Below are 19,357 nucleotides of genomic sequence, written 5' to 3'. Positions count from 1 at the left end.
ATCCCGGCCCGCTAGACGTATTTTGTATACGCAAATCCATACAGCCATTGGCCCGCTTGGAGTTGCCCGCTCGGAGAAGGGACTCTGCGCGATCCGCCTGGACGGCAACGCGGCGGCCCTGAAACAGGAACTGGCGCGGCGGTTCCCGGGCGCCGAGCTGGTCCGGGACCAGGCCGGGCTGGCCGGGATGGCGGCGCTGGTCACCCGCTGGCTCGCCGAGCCGGCCCCGGGCCCGCTGCCGCCGCTGGACCTCGGCGGCACCGATTTCCAGCGCCGGGTGTGGCGCGCGATCGCCCGGGTTCCTCGCGGCGAGGTCATCAGCTACACCGAGCTGGCCCGCCGCGCCGGCAACCCGCGGGCGGTGCGCGCCGCGGCGCAGGCCTGCGGCGCCAATCCCGTGCCCCTGCTGGTGCCCTGCCACCGGGTGGTGCGCAGCGACGGCAGCCTCGGCGGCTTTGGCGGTGGGCTGCCGATGAAACGCAAGCTGCTCTCCCGCGAGGGCGTGGATATCGCCTGATGGCCGAAACCGGCGTCGATGTCGCGATCATCGGCGCCGGCGCCGCCGGACTGATGTGCGCCATCGCGGCCGGTGCGCGCGGCCGCAGTGTCCGCGTCCTGGATCATGCCAACAAGGTCGGCAAGAAGATCCTCATGTCCGGCGGCGGGCGCTGCAATTTCACTAACATCCACTCTACGCCCGGGAATTTCCTCTCCGCCAACCCGCACTTCGCCAAGTCGGCGCTGAGCCGCTACACGCCGGCGGATTTCGTGGCGCTGGTGGAGAAGCACGCCATCTCCTACCACGAGAAGAAACTCGGCCAGCTGTTCTGCGACCGCTCCTCGAAAGATATCGTCCGCATGCTGCTGGCGGAGTGCGCGGCGGTGGGCGCGGCAGTGCTGACGCATGCGCCGACCCGCATCGCGCAGCTCGGCCCGCCGCACCGGCTGGAGACGCCGCAGGGCCCGCTGCTGGCGGAATCGCTGGTGATCGCCACCGGCGGCTATTCGATCCCCTCGCTGGGCGCCACCGGCTTCGGCATCGACTTCGCCCGCGAGCTGGGGCTGGCGATCCAGCCGACCCGGGCGGCGCTGGTGCCGGTCACGCTGGCGCCGCGGTTGCTCGCCCGCCTCGACGGGCTCTCGGGCGTGTCCGTGGAGACGGTGACCCGCGCCGGCGGCGCCGCGTTCCGGGAGAACATCCTGTTCACCCATCGCGGCCTGAGCGGCCCGGCCATCCTGCAGGCGTCGTCGTACTGGCTGCCCGGGCAGCCGCTGGAGATCGACCTCTTCCCCGGCGCGGACCTGGCCGAGCGGCTGCGCGCCGGGCGTCGCGGCCGGCCGCGGGTGGAGCTCAAGACCCTGCTGGCCGAGACCCTGCCGAAGAGCATGGCGCAGCGCTGGTGCGAGCACTGGACCGGCAACAAGCCGCTGGCGGACCTGAGCGACGCCGACATCGAGCGGGCTGCGTCCGCCTGCCAGCCCTGGACGGTGTATCCGGCGGGCACCGAGGGTTATCGCACCGCCGAGGTCACCATCGGCGGGGTCGACACCGGCGCCCTCTCATCCAAGACCATGGAGTGCCGCGACCACCCGGGCGTGTATTTCATCGGCGAGGTGGTGGACGTGACGGGGCACCTCGGCGGCCACAATTTCCAGTGGGCTTGGGCTTCGGGCCACGCCGCGGGACAATATGCCTGATGAACCGAGCCCGGCCATGAGCACAGCCACCCCGCGCGAGACCCTGTGGGACCGCATCGCCTTGCTGTTCCTGCGCCTGGCCGCCAGCGGCTGGGTGCCGGCGAGCTGGTTCCTGAAGGAACTCCCGCCGGAGTCCGGGCGCAAGGCCGCGGCCGGCCGGCTGCGCATAGAGATCGTCAGCCACTGCTGGGGCTACGCCCACATGCAGGCCTACCAGCTGAGCTCCATGGTCCTGCACCCGCCGAGCGGGGCGGACGTCACCATGACGGTGTACTACTCGCCCGAGGACCGGGACACGGCGGCGCTCCTCGAGCATTTCGGGGCGATGGAGATCCCGGGCGTCACCTGGAACTGGCAGCCCCTCGACAAGTACCGCCTGTTCCGCCGCGCCATCGGCCGGGACCACGCGGCGCGCAACTCCGGGGCCGACTGGGTCTGGTTCACCGACTGCGACGTGGTGTTCGGCGTCGGCTGCCTCGACGGCCTCGCGTTGGCGCTGCAGGGCCGGCGCGACGCCCTGGTGTTCCCCCGGGTCGAGCACGTCTCGACCCCGCTGGAGCCCGGCGACCCGGTGCTGGAGGCCGGCAAGGGCGCGCCACGCGTGCTGGCGCTCGATACCACCGGCTACGCCCCGATGGAGCGCGGCCGCGCCACCGGGCCGCTGCAGATCGCCCATGGCGACGTCGCCCGAGCGGTCGGATATTGTGGCCAGCTGAAGACCTACCAGAAGCCGGTGGCGCGCTGGGCCAAGGCCCATGAGGACCGGGCCTTCCGCTGGCTGCTGCGGAGCCAGGGCGTGCCGGTCGAGGTGCCCGGCGTATATCGCATCCGGCACGTCAGCAAGGGCCGTTACCAGCAGGATTCATGGACGGCGCGGCTGCGCACGTCCATTCGCCGCCTGCAGCTGCGGCTGCGCGAGGGACCGAAGCAATGACAGGACAGAGCCCAGCGACCGCGCTGCCCCGGGTCGTGCAGATCGGCTACCACAAGTGCGGCACCCGCAGCCTCGAGCAGCTGTTCCGCGGCGCCGGCCACCCGGTGGTGAAGTACAAGCTGCGCCGGCCCTTCCGCCGCAGCCGCAACGCCGGGCTGCTGATGCGCGAGAACCTCGAGGCCGGGCGCAGGATCTTCGCCGGCATGGAAGGCCACGTCTTCTACGCCGACCTGATCTACCAGACCGAGAGCGACGCCTTCGAGCCGATCCGGTGCTTCCGCGAGATCATGCGCGACTACCCGGACACCATCCTGCTGTTGAACGTGCGCGACCGCGAGGACTGGATCCGCTCCCGCCTCAAGCACGGCCACGGCGAGTTCGCCCAGCGGGTGATGCGCCAGCGCGGCATCGACTCGCAGGAGGTGCTGGCCGAGCTCTGGCGGCAGGAGTGGGACACCCACCTGGCCGAGGTGCGCGCCTTCATGGCCGACCGGCCGGCGCAATTGATCGAGTTCGATATCGACAATGACTCGGTCGAGTCGCTGGTCGAGCGGCTCTCGGCCTACGGCCTGGATGCCGACGACTGGGGCGACATCGGCCGCACCCGCGGCGTGAAGCGGCACCCGCTGGTGGCGAAGCTGAAGAAGCTCTGGGCCCACGCTCGCTGGCGGCCCGCGGACTGAGGCGGCCTACTCACGCTGGTGCGGCGTCCTGCGTCAGCGTCGCCTCCAGCTCGTCGTAGGACACGCGGCGGATCCCCATCCGGTCGAACAGCGCCTGGACCTCGCCGCGGTAATGCTCGATGGTCGGATGGGGCACTTCGACCGCGAAGGCGCGCTGCTTCGGCTGCAGCCATTTCACGGTGAACAGCGAGCTGCTGATGTCGGCGATGAAGACGCAGTTCTCGTGGAGCAGCGGCACCAGCAGCTCGAAGCCGACGCGGTTGTCCAGGTGCACGGCGCGCGGATAGCGCTGGCGGAGCTCCGGCAGCAGGCTGGAGCGCGGATGCGCCTTGAGGGCGATGCGCTCCTGCGGCGCGTGCGCGCCCATGATCTGCATCATCCGCTCGGTGTGGGCCCAGGGGTCGATGTAGTGCTGCTCGTGGGTCAGCAGCAGGACGAAGTCGACCTGGCCCAGGGTCTCGCGGTCGAGCCCGGTCACCTCGGCCAGCACGCCCGAGATGTGCTCGAAGGCCCGGGTGGCGAAGTAGCTGCTGTCGAAGGGCAGCACTTTCTTGCCCAGCTCCCGGTAGACCGGGTGCACCAGCTCCGGGAACACGGCATAGACCTCGGAGATCCAGCCCGAGGTGCCCAGGATCACCGGGTTCTTCCACCAGGTGCCGTAATAGAGCTTCTTGAGCAGGGCGTCGCCGTACTTGTGCTGGAAGCTGTGCATCCGGCGCGAGCCGAGATAGGTATGCAGGCCGTCGTCGAGGTAGATGCCCTGCACGGCCGGGTCGTGGCCATGGGCGACATGCATGGCGTACTGGAACTCGACGTGCCGGTCGCTGCCGGTGAAGATCTTCTCCGCCGGGTGCTGCCCGAGGTAGTCGCGCAGGACCTGCATCCGCTGTTTCCGTTGCCGGGCCTTGCTGCCGTGGCCCTTGCCGGGGCCGCTTTCCAGCATGATCAGGTCGCAGAACACCCGGCCGTCCCGCCGGATCACCTCGCCCAGCAGCCTGGCGTTGCTCTCGATGCGGGAGGAGATCACCGCGATGTTCCGCGCCTCGCGGTAGCGGATCGCCATGTTCACGGCGAGCAGGAAATGCAGCGGAGAGGAAATAAAGTAGTAGTAGTTGCCAGTCACTGCCAAAACCTGCCTCGGGAATACGAACGCGATATCATCTGGGCCGGCCCGTCCAGCGACCGAAGGTGATTCTATGAGACTGTCGACCCTCCTTGCCACGACGGCCTGCCTGCTCGTCGCGGGGGCCGCCTGCGCCGACGTGCTCCTGGTGGGCAACAAGAGCGCCCGGTCCATCTGGGCGCTCGATCTCGCCAGCGGCGAGAAGCAGGCCGAATTCGCCACCGAGGTCGGACCGCACGAGATCGAGGTGTCCTCCGACTTTCGCTACGCCGTGGTGAGCAATTACGGCGACCGCGAGACCACCGGCAACACGCTGGGCGTGATCGAGTGGCCGGCCGGCCGCATGGCGCGCGTGGTGGACCTGGGCGAGAACACCCGGCCCCACGGCATGGCCTTCCTAAGCGGCTACCTGCTGGCCGTGACCACCGAGGGCAGCGACAGCCTGCTGGTGGTGGACGCTGCGCGGGGAAACGTGAAAACCCGCATTCCAGTCGGCGAGGGTACGGCCCACATGGTGGCCGCGTCGCGCGACGGCCGCTTCGCCTATGTCACCAACATCTCCGCCGGCACCCTGGAGAAAGTGAACGTGCACGAAGGCAAGGTGATCGGCTCGATCGAGACCGGGGCCGGCGCCGAGGGCGTGGCGGTGGTGGCCGACCGCCGCGAGATCTGGGTGACCAACCGGGCCGACGACACCGTCAGCGTCGTGGACGAGGAGAGCCTGGAGGTGCTGGCGACGCTCGAGTCGCCGGGGTTCCCGATCCGCATCGCCGTCAGCCCGGACGGCCGCCGCGCGCTGGTGACCAACGCCCGCGCCGCGACGCTGTCGGTGTTCGACACCGCCAGCCGCGAGCTCGTCGCCACCGTCCAGGTGGCCGACCCCGACGCCGAGTACCAGGAGACCCTGCTCGGCACCACCGCGCTGCCGATCGGGGTGGAAATCTCCCCGGACGGCAGCCGGGCCTTCGTGGCGATCAGCGGCGGCAACGAGCTGGCCGTGATCGACACCGCCAGCTGGGAAATCATCGACCGCTGGGAAACCGGCCGTGAGCCCGACGCGCTGGGGATCGTGGCGCTGCCGTGAAGACGCTCTACAGCCACAAGCAGCCCGGCACGACCATGCTCTGGCTGGTCGGCGCCATCGTCGTGGGCCTCCTCGTAGTGCTGGGCCCGGTGGCCGCCCACCCCGCGCTGCTCGTAGTCTTCGGCGTGCTGGTCGCGATTGCGGTCGTGTTCTCGTCCCTCAGCGTGCAGATCACGGCGTCGTCGCTGCTGTTCTGGTTCGGCCCCGGCGTGTTGCGCAAGCAGGTACCGCTGGCGGAGATTGCCAACGTCGAGGTGGTGCGCAATCCCTGGTACTGGGGCCTCGGCTGGCGCATCACGCCGCGGGGGATGCTGTACAGCGTTTCCGGGCTGGACGCGGTGGAGATCACCCTGCGGGACGGCAGCCGGTTCCGGCTCGGCACCGACCAGCCGGAGCGGCTGGCGCGGGCCCTCGACAGCGCCCGGGAGCGGTTCAAGTGAAAATCTTATCCACAGCGACCTGCAGGAGCGGGGATGCCTGTGGGTAAAATATCCACAGTAGTGCCTCCGCCCGCCTGCGCTATGATGCGCCGCCTTATCGAGGACCAATAAAAACATGGCTTTGCACGTCGTTATCCTCGCCGCCGGCCAGGGCACCCGGATGAAGTCCGCCCGGCCGAAAGTGCTGCAGCCCCTCGCCGGCCGGCCCCTGCTGGCGCACGTCCTGGGCCGGGCGCTCGGGCTCGGGGCCCATGCCACGCACGTGGTCTACGGCCATGGTGGCGACGCCGTGCCCGCGGCCTTCCCCGACGCGGACGTCAACTGGGTGTTGCAGGCCGAGCAGCTCGGCACCGGCCACGCGGTGGCGCAGGCGATGCCGGCCATCCCGGACGACTCCACGGTGCTGGTGCTCTACGGCGACGTGCCGCTGATCGAGGCCCGGACGCTGAAGCCGCTGGTCGAGAAGGCGCGGGGCGGGTCGCTGGCGGTGCTCGGCGTCCGCCTCGAGGACCCGACCGGCTACGGCCGGCTCATCCGCGAGGCCGCCGGGCGCGTGGTGCGCATCGTCGAGCAGAAGGACGCCAGCGACTCGGAGCTCCGGGTCAGCGAGGTCAACACCGGCATCATGGCGGCGCCGGCCAAGCGCCTGCGGGCCTGGCTCGAGGGGCTGTGCAACAACAATTCACAGGGCGAGTATTACCTCACCGATGTCGTCGCCGCGGCGGTGGCCGACGACGTGCCGGTGGAGGCGATGCTGGCCCCGACCATGACCGAAGTGCTGGGGATCAACGACCGCCGGCAGCTGGCCGGCCTGGAGACCACCTTGCGCAAGCGCATCACCGAGGAACTGATGGCCGCCGGCGTCACCCTGGTGGACCCGGCGCGGGTGGACGTGCGCGGCCGGGTCGAGTGCGGCCGCGACGTGGTGATCGACGTCAACGCGATCTTCGAGGGGGTCGTGGTCCTCGGCGACGACGTGGTGATCGGCCCCAACGTGGTGATCCGCGACAGCCGCCTCGGCGCCGGCTGCCGGGTGCACGCCAACACCATGATCGAGGAGGCCGACATCGGCCCGAACTGCGAGCTCGGCCCCTTCGCCCGCTTCCGGCCGGGCGCGGTGCTGGCCGAGGGCGTCAAGGTCGGGAACTTCGTCGAGCTGAAGAAGAGCCGCGTCGGCACCGGCAGCAAGGTCAACCACCTGAGCTACATCGGCGACGCGGAGATTGGGACGCGCGTCAACGTCGGCGCGGGCACGATCACCTGTAATTACGACGGCGCCAACAAGCATCGCACCGTGATCGGCGACGACGCCTTCATCGGCTCCAACACGGCGCTGGTGGCTCCGGTGGAGATCGGGCCAGGCGCCACCATCGGCGCCGGCTCCACGGTGTCGAAGGACGCGCCGGCCGGGGAGCTGACGGTGGCGCGCGGCAAGCAGGTCACGGTGCGCGGCTGGAAGCGGCCCGTGAAAAAGAGCAACTGAGGCGGCGCAGGCGCGCCGCCGGGCGGGAACAGGCACATGTGCGGAATCGTTGGCGGCATCGCCGAGCGGGACGTGGTCCCGATCCTCATGGAAGGACTGCGGCGGCTGGAGTACCGGGGTTACGACTCGGCCGGCCTCGCCATCGAGGTGGACGGCCGCACCATCGAGCGCCGTCGCACCGAGGGCAAGGTGCAGCGGCTGCAGGACTCGCTCGACGCCGCGCCGCTGCGCGGCAATTGCGGCATCGCCCACACCCGCTGGGCGACGCACGGCGTGCCGAGCGAGCGCAACGCGCATCCGCAGGTGTCGGGGCCCGGCCTGGCGCTGGTCCATAACGGCATCATCGAAAACCACGAGACGCTGCGGCGCGAGCTGCAGGGCCTGGGCTATACATTCGAGTCCGAGACCGACACCGAGGTGGTCGCGCACCGGATCCGGCATTACCTGGGCGAGGGCGGCGACCTGCAGGCCGCGGTGAAGCGGACGGTGGCCGATCTCGAGGGCGCCTACGCGCTGGCGGTGATGAGCTCCGACGACCCCGACCGGATCGTGGTGGCGCGCGCCGGCTGCCCGGTGGTGCTCGGCCTCGGGATCGGCGAGAACTTCGTCGCCTCCGACGTCGCCGCGCTGCTGCCGGTGACGCGGCGCTTCATCTTCCTCGAGGAAGGCGACATCGCCCTGGTCACGCGCCAGGCGGTCACCATCGAGGACGCCGAGGGCCGCAAAGTCCAGCGCGCCGAGAAGGAGAGCGCCTTGTCGGCCGACGCCATGGAGCGGGGCCAGTACCGCCACTTCATGCAGAAAGAGATCCACGAGCAGCCGCGGGCGGTGGCCGAGACGCTGAGCGAGCGCATCGGCGCCGGCAAGGTGCTGGCCCAGGCCTTCGGCCCGGCGGCGGAGAAGATTTTCGAGAAAGTGCGCGCGGTGCAGATCGTGGCCTGCGGCACCAGTTACCACGCCGGCATGGTGGCGCGGTATTTCATCGAGAGGTACGCCCGCATCCCGTGCATGGTCGAGATCGCCAGCGAGTACCGCTACCGCCAGCCGGTGGTGCCCGCCGACACCCTCTACGTCACCATTTCCCAGTCGGGCGAGACCCTCGACACCCTCGAGGCGCTGCGCGCGGCCAAGAAAATGGACTACCTCGCCACGGTCGGCATCTGCAACGTGCCCGAGAGCGCGCTGGTGCGCGAGTCCGACCTGGTGCTGATGACCCGCGCCGGACCCGAAATCGGCGTCGCCTCCACCAAGGCCTTCACCACCCAGCTGGCCGCGCTGTCACTGCTCGGCCTGGCGCTGGCGCGGCGCAACGGCCTCGACGCCGAGACCGAGGCCGACCTGGTGCGCCAGCTCGCCGGCGTGCCGGCGCTGCTGGAGAAGATTCTCGAGATGGACCCCGCCATCGAGCTGCTGGCCGAGCGCTTCGTCGACAAGCACAACGCCCTGTTCCTCGGCCGCGGCATCCAGTTCCCGGTGGCGCTGGAGGGCGCGCTGAAGCTGAAGGAAATCTCCTACATCCACGCCGAGGCCTACCCGGCCGGCGAGCTCAAGCACGGCCCGCTGGCGCTGGTCGACGACGACATGCCGGTGATCATCGTGGCGCCGAACAACGAGCTGCTCGAGAAGCTGAAGGCCAACATGCAGGAAGTCCGCGCCCGCGGCGGCGAGCTGTTCGTCTTCGCCGACCCCGACTCCCACGTCGAGAACGGACCCGGCGTGACGGTGCTGGAAATGCCGGCCCACATCGAGGACTTCCAGGCGCCGATCGCCTACACCGTCCCGCTGCAGCTGCTGTCCTACCACGTCGCTGTGCTCAAGGGCACCGATGTGGACCAGCCGCGCAACCTGGCGAAGTCGGTGACGGTGGAGTAGGGCGCCAGGCCGGCTGCGGGAAACCACAGCTAACAACCCCATATCGCCTGGGCTAGATTGCCCAGATACGGCCGACCTTGGCTTCAGGCCGGAGGAATCCCCGCATGGTTTACGCCAGGAGCCTGGTCTTTGTACTGTTGTCCGCCGTCGCTGGCGGGTACGCGCCTTCGCTAGCGGCCGAGGATACCGCGCTCGCCGCAGTCGACGTCTCGGAATTCGTCCGTCGCGACACCTTCAAGAACATCAAGATCTCCCCGACCGGCGAGTACCTCGCGGCCACGGTGCCGCGTGACGATCATACGGGTCTGGTGATCATCAGCCGCGCCACCGGCAAGAGCACCGCGGCGTTCTCCCTCGGCAAGAACACGCACGTCGAGCAGTTCACCTGGGTCAACGACGACCGCGTGCTGATGAGCATGTCCGAGGCGTCCGGCGAGCGGGCCGAGCCGCGGCTGACCGGCGAACTGTTCGCAGTGGACGCCGACGGGGATCGCCTGGTCAACCTCGTCGGGTACCGGGTCGAGGGCGACAGCACCGGCAGCCGGATCCGGCGGCGCGAGGCCGAGCGGGTGGCGGCCTACCTCGTGGACGACCTGCCAAACGACGACCAGCACGTCATTGTGGCGATCTGGCCTTTCACCGAGGAGCCCTTCGCGCGGGCCGAGCGCATGGACGTCTACACCGGTCGGCGCAGCACTGTCGCGCGCGTGCCGGTCGAGCGCGCCACCTTCACGACCGACAACCAGGGCGTGGTGCGCTTCGCCCGCGGCACCGGGGTCGACAACTTCAGCAAGCTCTACTACCGCGCCGAAGAACGCGACGAGTGGCGGCTGGTCAACGACGAATCCCAGACCGGCCAGTTCGAATTCGTGCTCGGCTTCTCGCCCGACGACCAGTTGGCTTATTTGCAGACGGAATACCCCGAGGGCCCGGACGGCGTGGTCGCCTTCGACGTCGGGACCGGCGAGCGCAAGCCGGTGTTCCGCGACGACGACGTGGACCCCTGGCGGGTGATCCGCGAGACCGGGGCCTCCCATGCGCCGGTCGGCCTCGCGCTGATGGACGGGACCCCGCGCACGGTGTTCTTCGACGACGCCGCCGCCGAGGCGCGCCTGCAGCGGACGCTGGAGGCGGCGTTCGAGGGACAGGCGGTTCTGGTCACGTCCACCACCAAGGATGGCGGCCTGTCGCTCGTGCAGGTGTCCGCCGACACCAATGCGGGCGACTTCTTCCTGTTTGACCGCGAAACCATGGGCGCCTCCCGCGTCATCAGCCGGCGCGAATGGCTCTGGCCCGAAGACATGGCGACCATGGAGCCGATCAGGCTCGAGGCTCGCGACGGTCTCGAGCTGGACGGCTACCTGACTCGCCCGCGCGGCGCTCCCGAGGGCCGGCTGCCGCTGGTGGTGCTGCCGCATGGCGGGCCATTCGGCGTGTTCGATACGTGGAGCTTCTCGGACGAAGTACAGCTGCTGGCCAGGGCCGGCTATGCCGTACTGCAAGTGAACTTCCGCGGCTCCGGCAACCGGGGGCGCGCCTTCTACCAGGCCGGGGCCCGCCAGTGGGGCCTCGCGATGCAGGACGACGTCACCGACGCCACCCGCTGGGCGATCGAGCAGGGTATCGCCGATCCCGAGCGGATCTGCATCTATGGCGCCAGCTACGGCGCCTATGCGGCTCTCGTCGGCGCGGCCCGCGAGCCCGACCTTTACCAGTGCGCGGCCGGCTACGTCGGCGTCTATGACCTGCAGCGGATGTACCGGGACGACAGCCGCCGGGGCAAGTCCAGCGTCACCTGGCTGAACGACTGGCTCGGCGACGAGGACAGCCTGGCCGGGCGCTCGGCCACCGACATGGCGGACCGCATCAAGGTGCCGGTGTTCCTGGCGGCGGGCGGGGAGGACGAGGTGGCGCCGGTCGAGCATACCGAGGCGATGGCCGCCGCGCTCCAGCGCGCGGAGGTGCCGGTCGAGACGCTGATTTATCCGACCGAAGGCCATGGTTTCTACGACGAGCAGCGGCGCATCGAGTACTACACCAGGCTGCTGGACTTCCTTGCCCGCCACCTCGGTGGGGCCAGGGCGAAAGCGGCGGGCGGCGGCGAATGAGCGGGCCCGGCGTAATCGTCTACGGGCTGGGCACCTGCGACACCTGCCGCAAGGCGCGCAACTGGCTGAAGCGCTTCGACATCGAGCACGAGTTCGTGGACTACCGCGCCAACCCCGTCGCGCCGGAGGTCCTCAAGGACTGGGCCGCGCAACTGGGCGGCTGGGACAAGCTGGTCAACCGGGCGTCCACCACCTGGCGCCAGCTGCCGGAGGCGCGCAAGGCGCCCGGCAGCGACCCGGAGTGGACGCTGTTGCTCAGGGAGCACCCGGCGCTGGTGAAGCGGCCGGTGCTGGTGACCGCCGACGGCGCCGTCAGCGTCGGCTTCAGCGACAAGGCCTGGAAGGCGCGCTTCGGCCTGAGCAAGTAGGCCGCAGAGGCACCGGAGTCACGCGCCGAACAGCTTGCCCCGGAACATGAAGAACACCCCGCCCATGATGCACAGGGCCGCCCACAGGTAATCCAGCTTCAGCGGCTCCTTCATGTAGAAGAACGCGAACGGGACGAACGCCGTCAGCGCGATCACCTCCTGCAGGATCTTCAACTGGCCGAGGTTCATCACGGTGTAGCCGATCCGGTTCGCCGGCACCTGCAGCAGGTACTCGAACAGCGCCACGCCCCAGCTCGCGAGGGCGGCGATGATCCAGGGCTTGGCCGCCAGGCCTCTCAGGTGGGCGTACCAGGCGAAGGTCATGAACACGTTGCTGAGCGAGAGGAGCAGGACGGTCAGTCCGATCCGGCGCATGCACGCGACTCCGGGGCGAGGCGCGCATCATAATCCGGTTATCATGTTCCGCCTACAGCCCCACGCACACGGAGCATCCCCATGAGCCTCGCCATCCGCATCATTGCCCTGAGCGCGATCCTGCTCGGTTGCGCCACCCCCGCCTCCGCCGACAGGTACGCCGAGACCATCCAGCTGTTCAAGAACGCCGGCGAGAGCGCCCAGTTCTTCGACAAGAGCTACGGTTACGCGGTGTTCCCGACCGTGGGCAAGGGCGGGCTCGGCATCGGGGGGGCGCGCGGCGAGGGCCGGGTGTACCGGGGCGGCGCCTACGTGGGCGACACGGTGCTGACCCAGATCACCATCGGCCTGCAGGCCGGCGGCCAGGCCTACAGCCAGATCATCTTTTTCAAGGACCAGCGGGCCTTCGACGAATTCACCTCGGGCAACTTCGAGTTCGGCGCCCAGGCGAGCGCCGTGGTCGTGACCGCGGGAGCCAGCGCGGGCGCGGGCACCACCGGGACCAGCGCCGGGGCCAGCGGCGGCAAGAAGGACGCGACCACGGTCGGCGAGTTCTACAAGGGCATGGCGACCTTCGTGATCGCCAAGGGCGGCCTGATGTTCGAGGCCTCGGTCGGCGGCCAGACGTTCTCCTTCAAGCCGAAAGGCTGACTGCGCGCCGATGCCGGCTGTCATCTTTCTGTAACAAGCAACCCTCACCCTCGCCCGTTGCCCGCCGCCACCAACACCCGGGGTCAGCCATGTCGGACAAGGTCATGAACGTGCTCTTCCTGTGCACGGGCAATTCCGCGCGCAGCATCATCGCCGAGAGCCTGGTCAACAAGCTCGGCGGCGGCCGCTTCAGGGGCTTCAGTGCCGGCAGCCACCCGAAGGGCGCGGTCCATCCTCTCGCCCTGTACGAGCTGGAGCATAACCGGCACCCGGTCGACGGCCTGCGCAGCAAGGACTGGGCCGAGTTCGCCGAGCCCGATGCGCCGAGGATGGATTTTGTCTTCACCGTTTGCGACAACGCCGCGGGGGAAGTCTGCCCGGTCTGGCCGGGCCAGCCGATGACGGCGCACTGGGGCATGCCCGACCCGGCTGCCGTCGAGGGCACCGAGATCGAGCGGAAAGCGGCTTTCGCGCGGACCTACCGCGAGCTGCGCAATCGCATCTCGATTTTCGTCAACCTGCCCTTCGCCACCCTCGACCGGCTGCGGCTGCAGGAGAAAGTGGACGAGATCGGCCGCAGCTGAGGCGCGGCGGCCTGGCTCCTCAGGCGGCCTCGGCCCGCAGCTCCCGCAACCGCTCGGCGACCATGCGCCGGCTGCGCTCCAGGGCGTCCGGCTCGGCCAGCTCGCAGCTGGGATGGCGGCGCAGCAGCGGCCAGCGCTCGCCTTCCAGCACCCGCTCCAGGTAGAACAGGTTCCGCTCGGCAGCGACCATGTAGGGATTGCGGCCGTCGAACACGGCGTCCATGAAGCGGTATACGCCGCCGAAGGCCCGGTCCAGGCGCGGGTAGCAGACCTGGCGGAAGAAGGCCGGGGTCTGGCGCAGCAGGTCCAGTCCCGAACGGTAGCGCGTGACCACCCGCCCCGACGGCTCGCGCCAGATGGCGATGCCGCCCAGCACGAACTCGGGGTAGAGCCGGTCGCGGCATTTCTCGAGGTAGCACCGGTCCGACATCTGGGCCAGCAGGTCGGCCGTGCCCATGATGTGGCCCAGCCGGCGATCCTTCTCACGCTCCACCCTGATCTGGTCGATGCGCACCTCGTAGCCGGTGTAGTGCACGACTTGCCGGGCGATGTGCGCGGTGGCGCCCATGCCGATCTCGTGCAGGTAGCGGTCGAGGAACTGGGCGCTGCGGGTCACGTGGGAGCGGGTGAACACGGCGCCGTTCAGCTGGGCCTCGTCGCGCGCGTGGCGGATGTAGCCGGAGTCGTGGAACAGCGAGCAGATGATGCCGAGGATCGCCCGTGGCGCGCCGAGGCGCTCCTCGCTGCCGACCGAGAGCTCGTGGCCCTCGATGAGCCGGCCCATGGCCAGCGTCATGTCGAGGGTGTGCTGGATGTCGTGGTAAACGGTGTCGCAGCCGAGATAGCCGGGCATGCGGCCGCGGAACAGGGTGTCGAAGTCCTCGAAGGCGCGCCGCAGCAGCTGCAGCGGCACGCCCGGGTAGAGGCGGGTGAAGCTGTCGTGGATGATCTCCCAGACGGATTCCCAACGCGTCAGCAACACGCTGTTGGTGACGTCGTGATCGCTGCGCCGGTCGCGCAGCATGATCACGCGGCCCTTGTTTCCGGCAGCTTCCATGGCACAAGTCTATGGCAGCGCAGCAGGCCCCGCCATGCCGCCCGGCCGGTTCTGTGACCGGGGTCACAGGGCCCCGGCCATGAATCAGGCCGGCTCGAACACTGCTACGACGGGGGCGTGGTCGGAGGGCCGCTCGTTGCGCCGCGGCTCGACGTCCACGGTGGAGTGCTTGCAGGCGCCGGCGAGGTCTTTGCTGGCCAGCACCAGGTCGATGCGCAGGCCGCGGTTGCGCCGGAAGCCGGCCGCCCGGTAGTCCCACCAGCTGAACACACTCTCGGGCTGGTCGAACAGCCGGAAGGTGTCGGCAAAACCGAGGTCCAGGATTCGCTGCAAGGCGGCCCGCTCGGGCTCGCTGCACAGCACCTTGCCGGCCCATTCCTCCGGGTCGTGCACGTCGCGGTCGTCGGGCGCGATGTTGAAATCGCCCATCACCACGCAGCGCGGGTGGCGCGCCAGTTCGACCGCGAGGTGGTTATGCAGCTGCTCGAGCCAGTGGAGCTTGTAGGCGTACTTCTCGGTGCCGACCGCCTGGCCGTTGGGGACGTAGAGGTCGAGCACCCGGATGCCGTCGATAGTGGCGCCGAGCACGCGGCGCTGGTGGTCGTCGAGGCCGTCGAGGTCGGTGACCACGTCGTGCTGCGGCGCCCGCGAGATCAGCGCCACGCCGTTGTAGGTCGGCTGGCCGCTGAAGCTGACATGGTAGCCCAGCTCGCGAAACGTCTCGGCGGGGAAGTTGGCGTCGGTGAGCTTGGTCTCCTGCAGGCCGAGCACGTCGGGCTGGTGGGCCTCCAGCCAGTCGAGCACCTGCTCCAGCCGCACCTTCAGGGAGTTCACGTTCCAGCTGGCGATGCGCATGGCGTCAGGCGGCCGAGGCCGTGTCCCCGTCGATGCCGGCCAGCCGCAGCAGCGCGCCGGGCTCCGGCGGCCGGCCGCGGAAGGCGATGAAGGCGTCCATGGGCTCCACGCTGCCGCCGACCTCGAGGATGCACTCGCGGAAGCGGCGGCCGGTCTCGGGATCGAGCACGCCGCGCTCCTCGAAGGCGCCGAAGGCATCGGCCGACAGCACCTCGGCCCACTTGTAGCTGTAGTAGCCGGCCGCGTAGCCGCCGCCGAAAATGTGCGAGAAGCTGTGGGCGAAGCGGTTGAAGTCGGGGTAGGGCACGACCGCGACCTGGCGCCGCACCGTGTCCAGCTCCTCGATGATGCCGGCCGCGTCGGTCGCCTCGCGGCCATGCAGCCGGATGTCGAACAGCGCGAACTCGACCTGGCGCAGCATCTGCATGGCCGACTGGAAGTTACGGCTGGCGATCAGCTTCTCCAGCAGCGCGCGCGGCAGCGGCTCGCCGGACTGGTAGTGGCCCGACAGGCGCTCGACGACCTCGGGGTGCCAGGCGAAGTTCTCCAGGAACTGGCTCGGCAGCTCGACGGCATCCCAGGCCACCCCGTTGATCCCGGCGGCGCTGGGCCATTCCACCTTCGTCAGCAGGTGGTGCAGGCAGTGGCCGAACTCGTGGAACAGGGTCACCACGTCGTCGTGGCTCAGCAGCCCCGGACGCTCGCCGACCGGCGGCATGAAGTTGCACACCAGGAAAGCCACCGGCAGCGAGACCTCGTCGCCGAAGCGGGCTCGGCCCTGGCATTCGTCCATCCAGGCGCCGCCGCGCTTCTGTTCGCGGGCGTAGAGGTCGGTGTAGAGGTGGCCGACGGTGGTGCCGTCGCTGTCCTCGAGGCGAAAGAACTCGACGTCGGCGTGCCAGGTCTCGACCTCGCCGCCCGGCACGATGCGTATGCCGAACAGCCGCGCGGCGGTGTCGAACAGGCCGGACATCACGCGCCCGGCCGGGAAATAGGGGCGCAGCTCCTCGTCTGAGACCTGGTAATCGTGCTCGCGCAGCCGCTCGGACCAGAACGCAATGTCCCAGGCCTCGAGCGGCTCGCCCGCAAAGCGATGGACCGCGGCGAGTTCCTGCTCGGCGGCCTTGCGGCTGCGGCCGGCGAGGTCCTCGAGGAAGCCGCGGACCTCGTCGACGGAGGCGGCCATCTTGGTTTCCAGCGACAGCTCCGCGTAGTTCGCGAAGCCAAGGATGCGGGCCGCCTCCTGGCGCAGCCTGAGGATGTCGGCCATCACCGGGCCGTTGTCGTATCGGCCGGCCGCCGGGCCGTGGTCCGAGGCGCGGGTCACCCAGGCCTGGTACATCTCGCGGCGCAGCTCGCGGTCGGTCGCGTGGGACATGACTGCGTGGTAGCTGGGGAAATCCAGCGTCAGCAACCAGCCGTCGAGCCCGCGTGTGCGGGCCGCCTCGGCGGCGCGCTCCTTCGCGCCCTCCGGCAGGCCGGCGAGCCGCGCCTCGTCGGTCACGTGCAGGCGCCAGGCCTGGGTCGCGTCGAGCAGGTTCTCCTCGAACCTGGCGCCCAGGGACGAGAGTTCCTGCATGATCGCCCGGAAGCGGGCGCGCGGCTCCGGCGGCAGCGCGACGCCGGCGAGGCGAAAGTCGCGCAGCGCGTCCTCGAGGATCTTGCGCTGGCCCGGCTCGAGTTCGGGTCCCTGCTCCGCCAGCACGCGCTCGAAGGCCCGGAACAGCCCTTCGTGCTGGCCCAGCTCGCTGCTGTAGTCGGACAGCAGCGGCAGGCAGGCGTTGTAGGCCTTGCGCAGGGCGGCGGTGTTGTGGACGGCGTTGAGGTGCCCGACCGGCGCCCAGGCGCGGGCGAGCCGGTGGTCGAGGGCTTCCAGCGGCATGACCAGGCTATCCCAGCGCGGCGGCTCGGCCGTGGCCAGGATTTCTTCGATGCGGGCGCGGTTCTCCGCCAGTACCTGGCGGACCGCGGGTTCCACGTGCGCCGGGCGGATGCGGGAAAAGGCGGGCAGGCCGGCCTGGTCGAGCAGCGGGTTGTCCATCGTCCCTCCGTTGTTCCGGGCGCCGGATGTTATCACGTGGGGCCTGTCCCCAGGCCCGGTCCTGGGGACTGTCCCCGTTTAGAATGGTGCTTCGGCTCGAAGGAAGGGACAGATGCCAGAACAACACTACGACCTGGTCGTCATCGGCGCCGGCAGCGGGGGCCTCGCGGCCGCCCAGCGCGCCGCGGAGTACGGCGCGCGCGTGGCCGTGGCGGAATACGGCCCGCTAGGCGGCACTTGCGTGAACGTCGGCTGCGTGCCGAAGAAAGTCATGTGGTACGCGGCCGAAACGGCGCACGCGCTGGAAGCCGCCGCCGGCTTCGGCTTCGAAGTCACGGCGGGAGCCCACGACTGGGCCGGGTTGAAAGCCCGCCGCGACGCCTACATCCACCGCCTCAACGGCATCTACGCCGGCAACCTCGAGAAGCGCGGCGTCACCCTGCTGCGCGGCCGGGCCACGCTGACCGGACGCGACACCGTGACGGTGGGCGACGAAGAAGTTCGCGCCGGACGCGTCATCATCGCCACCGGCGGCCGGCCGGCGGTGCCGGATATCGAGGGTGCGGAGCTCGGCATCACCTCGGACGACTTCTTCACCCTCGAGTCGCGGCCCCAGCGCGTGCTGATCGCCGGCAGCGGCTATGTCGCGGTCGAGCTCGGCGGCGTCTTCGACAGCCTGGGCAGCGAGGTCACCATCGCCACCCGGCGCGACGGGGTCCTGCGCGACTTCGACCCGCTGCTGCGCGAACTGCTGATGGACCAGATGCGGCGCGACGGGATCGCAATCGAGACCCACGCCGTGCCGGTGGCCGCCAGCCAGGGCGAGGACGGCATCGCGCTGGAACTGGCCGACGGCCGGCGCCTCGGCGGCTTCGACCTGCTGCTGTGGGCCATCGGCCGCGAGCCCAACACCGACGGGCTCGGCCTGGAGGAGGCCGGGGTGCGCACCGACGAGGACGGTTTCATCCCGGTGGACGAGTGGCAGGACACCAACGTCGAGGGCATCCACGCCATCGGCGACGTCACCGGACGCATCGCGCTGACGCCGGTCGCCATCGCCGCCGGCCGCCGCCTGGCCGACCGGCTCTACGGCGGCATGCCCGACAGCAAGCTGGATTATGACTGCGTGCCGACCGTGATCTTCAGCCATCCGCCCATCGGCACCGTCGGCGTGACGGAGCCGGAGGCGCACGCGCGCTATGGCGACGAGGTCGCGGTCTACGAGAGCCGCTTCACCCCGATGCTCTACGCCATGGGCGAGCGCAAGGTGCCGGCGGCCGTGAAGCTGGTCACCGCCGGGCCCGAGGAACGCATCGTCGGCTGCCATGTCATCGGCGCGGGCGCCGACGAGATGCTGCAGGGCTTCGCCGTGGCGGTCCGCATGGGCGCGACCAAGCGCGACTTCGACGACACGGTGGCCATCCACCCGACCGCGGCCGAGGAACTGGTGACGCTGCGGAGCAAACGGCAGTGAACGTGCGCCCTTATTGCGAGGAGCACCCGAAGCTCGGCATCCGGGTCTGGATCGATCCCAGCGCGGTCGTGATCGGGCGGGTGGACATCGGCGACGACGCCTCGGTATGGCCGACCGCGGTGCTGCGCGGCGACGTCAACTCGATCACCGTCGGCGCCCGGACCAATATCCAGGACGCCAGCGTGCTGCACGTCACCCACGACGGGCCCTACTCCCCCGGCGGCCTGCCGCTGGTGATCGGCGAGGAGGTCACGGTCGGCCACCGCGTCATGCTCCATGCCTGCGCCGTCGGCCACCGCTGCCTGCTGGGCATGAGTTCCACCATCCTCGACGGCGCAGTGCTGGAGGACGAGGTGTTTCTCGCCGCCGGCAGCCTGGTGCCGCCGGGCAAGCGGCTGCAGGCGCGCAGCCTCTACCGCGGCAGCCCGGCCAGGCGCGTGCGGCCGCTGAGTCCGGAAGAGCTGGAAATGCTGCGCTATTCCGCCGCTCACTACGTGCGGTTGAAGGACCGCTACCTTGAGGAGTGA

General features: G+C 69.8%; 19 protein-coding genes. 14 read left to right on the top strand and 5 right to left on the bottom strand.

The window, feature by feature from the left end:
• Positions 1-22 precede the first annotated feature (22 nt).
• Genes G6N75_RS08315 through G6N75_RS08300 form a run of 4 tightly spaced genes read left to right on the top strand, consistent with a single transcriptional unit; the run spans position 23 to position 3,315 of the window.
• Complete coding sequence (locus G6N75_RS08315; RefSeq protein ID WP_165347883.1) at positions 23-517, top strand: methylated-DNA--[protein]-cysteine S-methyltransferase; 495 nt, start codon at positions 23-25, stop codon at positions 515-517.
• Entirely contained in the window at positions 517-1,698 is a 1,182-nt protein-coding gene (locus G6N75_RS08310) for an NAD(P)/FAD-dependent oxidoreductase (protein ID WP_165347882.1), read from the top strand. Before G6N75_RS08315 ends, G6N75_RS08310 begins: the two co-directional genes overlap by 1 nt.
• A gap of 16 nt (positions 1,699-1,714) precedes the next feature.
• Positions 1,715-2,632: a glycosyltransferase family 2 protein gene (locus tag G6N75_RS08305; protein WP_165347881.1), complete on the top strand. Its 918-nt coding sequence runs from the start codon at positions 1,715-1,717 to the stop codon at positions 2,630-2,632.
• Positions 2,629-3,315 (top strand): hypothetical protein, encoded by a 687-nt coding sequence (locus G6N75_RS08300; protein ID WP_165347880.1) that lies wholly within the window; start codon positions 2,629-2,631, stop codon positions 3,313-3,315. Before G6N75_RS08305 ends, G6N75_RS08300 begins: the two co-directional genes overlap by 4 nt.
• A 10-nt stretch (positions 3,316-3,325) precedes the next feature.
• Here the strand turns inward: G6N75_RS08300 and G6N75_RS08295 are convergent, their stop codons facing one another.
• Positions 3,326-4,438 (bottom strand): polysialyltransferase family glycosyltransferase, encoded by a 1,113-nt coding sequence (locus G6N75_RS08295; protein WP_165347879.1) that lies wholly within the window; start codon positions 4,436-4,438, stop codon positions 3,326-3,328.
• 73 nt (positions 4,439-4,511) lie between these two features.
• Between G6N75_RS08295 and G6N75_RS08290 the strand changes: the two genes are divergently transcribed.
• The 6 genes from G6N75_RS08290 to G6N75_RS08265 all read left to right on the top strand — a co-directional run bounded on the left by G6N75_RS08290 (position 4,512) and on the right by G6N75_RS08265 (position 11,793).
• Positions 4,512-5,522, top strand: a complete 1,011-nt coding sequence (locus G6N75_RS08290) for a cytochrome D1 domain-containing protein (protein WP_165347878.1) — start codon at positions 4,512-4,514, stop codon at positions 5,520-5,522.
• The gene (locus tag G6N75_RS08285) at positions 5,519-5,962 is read left to right on the top strand and encodes a hypothetical protein (protein WP_165347877.1); all 444 of its coding nucleotides are present in this window, start codon (positions 5,519-5,521) and stop codon (positions 5,960-5,962) included. Before G6N75_RS08290 ends, G6N75_RS08285 begins: the two co-directional genes overlap by 4 nt.
• A gap of 115 nt (positions 5,963-6,077) precedes the next feature.
• Positions 6,078-7,445, top strand: a complete 1,368-nt coding sequence (gene glmU / locus G6N75_RS08280; RefSeq protein ID WP_206203005.1) for a bifunctional UDP-N-acetylglucosamine diphosphorylase/glucosamine-1-phosphate N-acetyltransferase GlmU — start codon at positions 6,078-6,080, stop codon at positions 7,443-7,445.
• A 36-nt stretch (positions 7,446-7,481) separates the two neighbouring features.
• Positions 7,482-9,317: a glutamine--fructose-6-phosphate transaminase (isomerizing) gene (gene glmS / locus G6N75_RS08275; RefSeq protein WP_165347876.1), complete on the top strand. Its 1,836-nt coding sequence runs from the start codon at positions 7,482-7,484 to the stop codon at positions 9,315-9,317.
• Positions 9,318-9,421: 104 nt separating this feature from the next.
• Entirely contained in the window at positions 9,422-11,425 is a 2,004-nt protein-coding gene (locus tag G6N75_RS08270) for a S9 family peptidase (RefSeq protein ID WP_165347875.1), read from the top strand.
• Positions 11,422-11,793, top strand: a complete 372-nt coding sequence (locus tag G6N75_RS08265; RefSeq protein ID WP_165347874.1) for a Spx/MgsR family RNA polymerase-binding regulatory protein — start codon at positions 11,422-11,424, stop codon at positions 11,791-11,793. Before G6N75_RS08270 ends, G6N75_RS08265 begins: the two co-directional genes overlap by 4 nt.
• A gap of 18 nt (positions 11,794-11,811) precedes the next feature.
• On the opposite strand, the gene G6N75_RS08260 is transcribed toward G6N75_RS08265, so the two are convergent.
• Complete coding sequence (locus G6N75_RS08260; RefSeq protein ID WP_165347873.1) at positions 11,812-12,168, bottom strand: DMT family protein; 357 nt, start codon at positions 12,166-12,168, stop codon at positions 11,812-11,814.
• Positions 12,169-12,249: 81 nt separating this feature from the next.
• Here G6N75_RS08260 and G6N75_RS08255 point away from each other — a divergent pair, with 81 nt between their 5' ends.
• Both G6N75_RS08255 and G6N75_RS08250 read left to right on the top strand, forming a co-directional pair.
• Positions 12,250-12,819: a YSC84-related protein gene (locus tag G6N75_RS08255; RefSeq protein WP_165347872.1), complete on the top strand. Its 570-nt coding sequence runs from the start codon at positions 12,250-12,252 to the stop codon at positions 12,817-12,819.
• An 89-nt stretch (positions 12,820-12,908) separates the two neighbouring features.
• Positions 12,909-13,403: an arsenate reductase ArsC gene (locus G6N75_RS08250; protein ID WP_165347871.1), complete on the top strand. Its 495-nt coding sequence runs from the start codon at positions 12,909-12,911 to the stop codon at positions 13,401-13,403.
• Between the two features lie 19 nt (positions 13,404-13,422).
• On the opposite strand, the gene G6N75_RS08245 is transcribed toward G6N75_RS08250, so the two are convergent.
• The 3 genes from G6N75_RS08245 to G6N75_RS08235 form a co-directional block, all read right to left on the bottom strand.
• On the bottom strand, positions 13,423-14,460 hold the full coding sequence (locus G6N75_RS08245; protein ID WP_165347870.1) for a hypothetical protein: 1,038 nt from the start codon (positions 14,458-14,460) through the stop codon (positions 13,423-13,425).
• 84 nt (positions 14,461-14,544) lie between these two features.
• Positions 14,545-15,315 carry an exodeoxyribonuclease III gene (gene xth, locus G6N75_RS08240; RefSeq protein ID WP_165347869.1) on the bottom strand — a complete coding sequence of 257 codons (771 nt, stop codon included), beginning with the start codon at positions 15,313-15,315 and terminating at the stop codon, positions 14,545-14,547.
• Between the two features lie 4 nt (positions 15,316-15,319).
• Positions 15,320-17,356 carry a M3 family metallopeptidase gene (locus G6N75_RS08235; protein WP_165347868.1) on the bottom strand — a complete coding sequence of 679 codons (2,037 nt, stop codon included), beginning with the start codon at positions 17,354-17,356 and terminating at the stop codon, positions 15,320-15,322.
• A 112-nt stretch (positions 17,357-17,468) separates the two neighbouring features.
• Here G6N75_RS08235 and gorA point away from each other — a divergent pair, with 112 nt between their 5' ends.
• Positions 17,469-18,830 carry a glutathione-disulfide reductase gene (gorA, locus tag G6N75_RS08230; RefSeq protein WP_165347867.1) on the top strand — a complete coding sequence of 454 codons (1,362 nt, stop codon included), beginning with the start codon at positions 17,469-17,471 and terminating at the stop codon, positions 18,828-18,830.
• Positions 18,827-19,357, top strand: a complete 531-nt coding sequence (locus G6N75_RS08225; protein WP_165347866.1) for a gamma carbonic anhydrase family protein — start codon at positions 18,827-18,829, stop codon at positions 19,355-19,357. The genes gorA and G6N75_RS08225 overlap by 4 nt, the downstream gene beginning before the upstream one ends.

Origin of the sequence: Thioalkalivibrio sp. XN8, from assembly GCF_011058255.1 — a bacterium.
In the GTDB taxonomy this organism is placed as follows: domain Bacteria; phylum Pseudomonadota; class Gammaproteobacteria; order Steroidobacterales; family XN24; genus XN24.
This window is presented reverse-complemented; position numbering and strand designations above follow the sequence as displayed.